Below are 5,369 nucleotides of genomic sequence, written 5' to 3'. Positions count from 1 at the left end.
TTATTATTCAGATTTGATATCAAATCTTTTCGCGTTCGGTATAAAAAATTTTCCATCTTTAAGTTATTCCCAAATCTTTCTATATCTCCCCATCTCCCCATCTTTCCCACACTCTGATATCTAATTACACCAATACTACAGGATTTGATATGATCTGGCTATCAGCTAATGGCTGATAACTTATACCAATTTGCAAAAAAAAATCATATACTTGGGTCAAACTTTAATTATTAAGTAATTAACACGGGCAGAATGACATTTTTGATAATTCTTAACCAAGAGTGTGTTAATTATTGCTCTGCTAATTAAATCTCAAAGCATTTACAGATAAAGATTTTAGCCTTTTTAGGTATTTAAAAATTACCTAGTTTTCAGCTCTTTCTGCACGGTTCCCGAAAAATCAAAAAGGAGCGCATTTTAGGCGCATAGTTGAGCAAAAAAATTACTCCCCTACTCCCCTTCAGCAAACCCTAATTATCTAATTATTCTTAGTCTTTACTTCTCCCAATACTCCCCTACTTTTCTACTCCCCTGTTCAAGAAAATGCAGCAAACATTGATCGAATAACTATCTATAAAACCTAAATTATTAGGTTTCCTGTTCCCTAAAACCTATAACTTTCTAACTGACCAAGATTAAGAATTAGTATAGCTAAATACTTAGGGTTTGCTCAACTTAAAAACTTAATTGAGATGCACCCAAAACCTAACTATAACTAAATATTGAATCAGGTATTATCCACTCAGGACTGCTATACATATCACAATCTTTGCCTTAATCTTTAATTAGGGCAGTTTTTGGAATAATTATGATTAATTATCTCATTAATTTATGAGTTCAAACTGCCCCTATGTAAATTCCTCAATAAAGGTGGATAAAATCTAACCAAATGTAGAACTATTCCACCCCCACATCGAACCTTTAGCGTCAGAAAATTCTATGTAAATTCGGTTAGTTGGTATCCCTAAAACTTGATTAATTTGTTGACAAAAATCTTGACTGATTGCCTTTGTTTGATTTGGATTCATACTACCAATGCTTTTAATTTCCATATAGCAAACTGGTTCATTACTATTACCACCAAAAGTCATGGGAATATCTGACTCAAAAATTGTCATTACATAGGATTCTGATTTGCTAAAATGTTTTGCCATGCCAGATGAAAGACTTTTGAGAAGGGTATCAATTTGATCTTTTTCTGGTTTGGAAACAGAGGTTTTAACTTTAATTAGTGGCATAACTAAATTAAATAATTAACTATGAACAAAATGAACAATTAACGTAGGCATTCAGCTATAAAAATCAACCAAACAATTGTTTATATATATACCTATTTTACCCAGAGATTATCACTTACAAGATTGGCATTATTTCAGCAGCTCAGGAAGTAAAATGTTAAATTTATAGCAGTTTTCGACAATTTNGTAACTATATGACGAATAGTACCGATGTGGTTTCCTTCAGCGCTCGAGTCATCTATAGCAGTAACATTTATAGAACGCCCTACATTCCAAAAAGTATGCCGAAAATATATATACCTATTTTACCCAGAGATTATCACTTACAAGATTGGCATTATTTCAGCAGCTCAGGAAGTAAAATGTTAAATTTATAGCAGTTTTCGACAATTTTCCTACAAAGTTTTAGGCTAGTATAACTGAATTCATAAATTGTAAGTATTCAGGTGTCAGCTATCAGCTAAATACCTTTGGCAGACAAATTACCCTTAAGAGATAAAAAAGTTATCTAAGTACAAATTAGCTAATTATTTATTATTATGTTTACTTCTCCCCTAACCTCCCACACTTCCCCAGCCAATCAAATATAGCAAGATTTTTGATAAATGGTATGATTCTATGCTGAATGCTGACTGCTAATAGCTGTTTGCGGAGCATTCCGCAGGAAATGCTTACCATAAATTAATTATCTCAAAGGACTTTTTCTTTGATTTTGTATTAGGGAATAGCTGATAACTAACGGTTTCTAAAATTAGTGAGGTACATTTGTTTTTATTCTGATATTCTCCCTATTCCCTAAAAGTTAGAATTTTGTACCTCACAATGGGCGAAAATTCCTATTAATAGTAATTAACCACCATAATTCCACCCTGTACTTTCTAACAATAGAGGGTCTCCCTCACGATGCACACCTGCTGCAATTACTTCCCCTACATATACAGTATGATCGCCTTCTTCTACAGCACTAATAACTCTACATTCTACATAACCAAGAGTATTGGAAATAATTGGGCAACCAGTTTCTCCTAAATAAAATTCTACTTCTTCAAATTTATCCCCAACACGACGTTGAGGTTTGAAAAATTGTTGAGCTAAATCTTTTTGCTCTGCTGCTAAGAAACTAAGAGAAAAAACTCCACTAGCTTTAATCATGGCATGGGATTTAGATTCTCTATTCACACAGTTAACAATTAGGGGAGGCGTAAAAGATGCTTGCATTACCCAACTAGCGGTAAAGCCATTTACTTCATCACCATCTTTAACACCACAGATGTATAATCCATGAGGAATTTTACGCAGTATAGTTTTTTTTGCCTGTTCGTCTAGCAAAGTTTTACCTACTATATATTTAAGAGTTTGACATCTTTTATTTTAACCAAAGTAAATACATTCAAATCAACTCTAATCATTTAACTAAAATCTAAAAAATAGATAGTAAGCTTTGTGATATAATAAAGATTTTTACGGACTAATTAAATATTTAGGGCTTGCTGATTAAATCTTAAAGCATTGACAAATAAAGGCAAGTATCTTTTTGGAGTTGAAAAAAGTGCCTGGTTGTAGGTTCCTGAGAGCTAGAAAAAGTTAGCATTTTGGGCAAAATAATTGCAAAAGAATAAAGGGACAAAATATCGGACTACCTCCTGTATAATTCTTCGTTCCTCCTAACTGCTCTCTACTCTCCTACTCCTTCAAAAGACTTTTTCAGTAAACCCTATTTATATAATAATAATTTTTGATTTGTAAACTCTGAATATAACTATAGCGCTATAGTTTTGATCCTACATATACAGTGTACTTACCTAAATCATAACTATACAATAAATATCCTATGTTTTCCCTAAATCACTTTGTCCAAAAATTAACTCATCAAAAAAATTGGCGTTTCATAGCAATAACATTAATAGTTACCACNTACATATACAGTGTACTTACCTAAATCATAACTATACAATAAATATCCTATGTTTTCCCTAAATCACTTTGTCCAAAAATTAACTCATCAAAAAAATTGGCGTTTCATAGCAATAACATTAATAGTTACCACCTTAGCGATCGCCTGCAACACCACCAAAACCACCACCACAACCTCAGAAACAGTAATCGCTCCCGAACCAGGTACCGTCGTTTGGGCTAGATATAGAGATTCCGACACCCTCGACCCCCACAAATCAACATCACCCTTATCTAGACAAATAATCGATCAAATTTACGACACACTTCTTGCATTTGATGACCAAGGCAAGATTCAACCCAACCTAGCTAAAGAATGGTCGGTTAACGACAACGGCCAAGAATATACCTTCAAACTCAACGAAAACATCAAATGCCATGACGGCACAACCTTTGATGCAAAAGCTGTCAAATTCACTATTGATAGAGCCATTAACCCCGAAACACAAAACAGCACCAAAGATAGTTGGGGGCCAATAGAAACAGTAGAAGTTGTGGACGACCTCACAGTTAAGGTCAAAATGGCAGAAGCTTTTAGTCCCTTTCCTCGCTTCTTAGCCGACCCCTACTCAAGTATGATTTGTCCCTCAGCCATCCAAACCTACAACGAAAAATTTGGCATAGATGGGGCAATAGGTACAGGTCCTTTTAAATTTGTGGAATGGACTCAAGGGGAACAACTCGTACTCGAACCTAATCCAGACTACAAGAATTATGGGCGAACAGTAGATAATTCTGGTACTCCTTATATTAATAAGNCTTAGCCGACCCCTACTCAAGTATGATTTGTCCCTCAGCCATCCAAACCTACAACGAAAAATTTGGCATAGATGGGGCAATAGGTACAGGTCCTTTTAAATTTGTGGAATGGACTCAAGGGGAACAACTCGTACTCGAACCTAATCCAGACTACAAGAATTATGGGCGAACAGTAGATAATTCTGGTACTCCTTATATTAATAAGTTAGTAATTAAAACTATGCCAGAAGTAGAAGCTCGTTTAGCAGCACTCAAGTCTGGCGAAATTCATTTAACGGAACCTCCAATTACAGAAGTTTCTAATCTTAAGAAAGACTCTAATTTAAAACTTTATACTGCTGAAAATACTGGGCAAATAGTATTTTTAGAATTCGTTACTTATAGACCTCCTTTTAATGATAAAAAGGCAAGACAAGCAGTTGCTTATGGAATAGATGTGAAAAAAACGATAGAGGAAGTATTAGCAGGTTTAGTTAAACCTTCAGAATGTCCTATCGTCGATGTTATGTTTCCTAATGATGAAAAACTTTGTTCGGAGTTTAGTATTAAACCAGACCAGGAAGAGGCAAAAACTCTACTAAGTGAACTTGGTTATAGTGAAGATAAACCATTAGAAGTAACTCTCCTAACTTGGAGGGGAGGAAACCGTGAAAAGATTCTAGAAAATTTTCAAACTCAACTAGAAGAAGTGGGTATAAAGGCTAATTTAGAAACAATGGATATTGGCAGTCTTAATGCCAGAATAAAACAAGAAAATAGCCAAGCAGAAGGTAATGGTGTTATTGATATGATGGGATGGTCTTGGTACGACCCAAATTTTCTTTATAAATTGTGGCATTCTCCTGGTTGGATGGGAGGTTATCACAGTGATGAACTTGATACATTACTAACAGAAATGCGAAGTGCGACTAACTCTAAAGAAAGACAAGAAAAAGTTGTAGAAGTTCAGAAATATTTGCTTGATAATGCTGTGATGATACCACTTTATAGTCCTGGTTGGATGTGGAATTATGTTAGTAGTTCTGATCTGGAAGGTTTTAAGATTGGGGTTTTTAATCGACCTTTTTTTAATGATGTAAAATTATCGACTGCTATGGATAAAAAAGAAGCAGTCACGTCTCCTGCCAGTTCTGAAAAAGAAGTAGTAGAGCAGGAAGTTAATTCAGAAGAAAATATAGAAGATAAAGATTCTATTGCTTCTCCAGAAAATGAATAGCAAATAAAAGTTTCTCCTTCGTTCGAGGTAAATAAAGAATTATTGATTCCTCAAATATCCTCAAATATATCAAATCTAATTTTGATAATTCTGATAATCTTTAATCTGGTTAAAAGACTTGATTTAGGAATTAAATCAATAGACTTTTTGGGAAATTCCTATAATCGCTCAATATATAGGGTTTCTCAATTTACTAAAGTCTA

3 protein-coding genes and 1 pseudogene are annotated in these 5,369 nt (G+C 34.2%); 2 read left to right on the top strand and 2 right to left on the bottom strand.

The genetic code is table 11. The features are described 5' to 3' along the window. Window positions 1–881 precede the first annotated feature (881 nt). Window positions 882–1,238: a phenylpyruvate tautomerase MIF-related protein gene (locus AFK68_RS12240; protein ID WP_094673061.1), complete on the bottom strand. Its 357-nt coding sequence runs from the start codon at window positions 1,236–1,238 to the stop codon at window positions 882–884. Between the two features lie 849 nt (window positions 1,239–2,087). Next, window positions 2,088–2,567: a flavin reductase family protein gene (locus AFK68_RS12235; RefSeq protein WP_094673060.1), complete on the bottom strand. Its 480-nt coding sequence runs from the start codon at window positions 2,565–2,567 to the stop codon at window positions 2,088–2,090. 635 nt (window positions 2,568–3,202) lie between these two features. On the opposite strand from AFK68_RS12235, the pseudogene AFK68_RS12230 reads away from it, so the two are divergent. Together AFK68_RS12230 and AFK68_RS12225 are read left to right on the top strand one after the other, a co-directional pair. Continuing rightward, window positions 3,203–3,949: pseudogene (locus AFK68_RS12230) on the top strand (ABC transporter substrate-binding protein); the annotation flags it as partial. 23 nt (window positions 3,950–3,972) lie between these two features. After that, on the top strand, window positions 3,973–5,166 hold the full coding sequence (locus AFK68_RS12225; RefSeq protein ID WP_246844142.1) for an ABC transporter substrate-binding protein: 1,194 nt from the start codon (window positions 3,973–3,975) through the stop codon (window positions 5,164–5,166). The last annotated feature ends 203 nt before the right edge of the window (window positions 5,167–5,369 follow it).

It is taken from the genome of Hydrocoleum sp. CS-953 (genome assembly GCF_002260545.1).
GTDB lineage: Bacteria > Cyanobacteriota > Cyanobacteriia > Cyanobacteriales > Microcoleaceae > Trichodesmium.
Note: the sequence above shows the minus strand (reverse complement) of the source record. Positions and strands in the feature narration are given on the sequence as shown.